The organism is Winogradskyella ouciana (genome assembly GCF_009709615.1).
Taxonomy (GTDB): domain Bacteria; phylum Bacteroidota; class Bacteroidia; order Flavobacteriales; family Flavobacteriaceae; genus Winogradskyella; species Winogradskyella ouciana.
On sequence record NZ_WJYA01000248.1, the window covers coordinates 1 to 247 of the forward strand.

The 247-nt window shown below is 51.4% G+C and carries 1 pseudogene; it reads right to left on the bottom strand.

Going from position 1 to position 247, the window contains the following annotated elements:
* Positions 1-247 (bottom strand): annotated as a pseudogene (locus F1003_RS19070) (amino acid transporter); the annotation flags it as partial.

A 247-nucleotide genomic window follows, 5' to 3' on the forward strand; every position in this document is an offset into this window, starting at 1 on the left:
CATTACATTATTAAAGGTTTTGCTCTCCTTGGAGCCGCGTGACAGAACGACGGCAATTAATAGAGTAATGATGATGGCAGGAAGGTTGACGATGCCCCCCTGGCTCGGCACGTGCAGCAGACTGTCCGGCAAAGGCATGCCGATTTCGGCTAACAGATTATTAAAATAACTGGACCAGCCGCTTGCCACCGCCGACGCCGTCACCATATAAACGGATAAGAGCGTCCAGCCCATTAAATGGCCGACA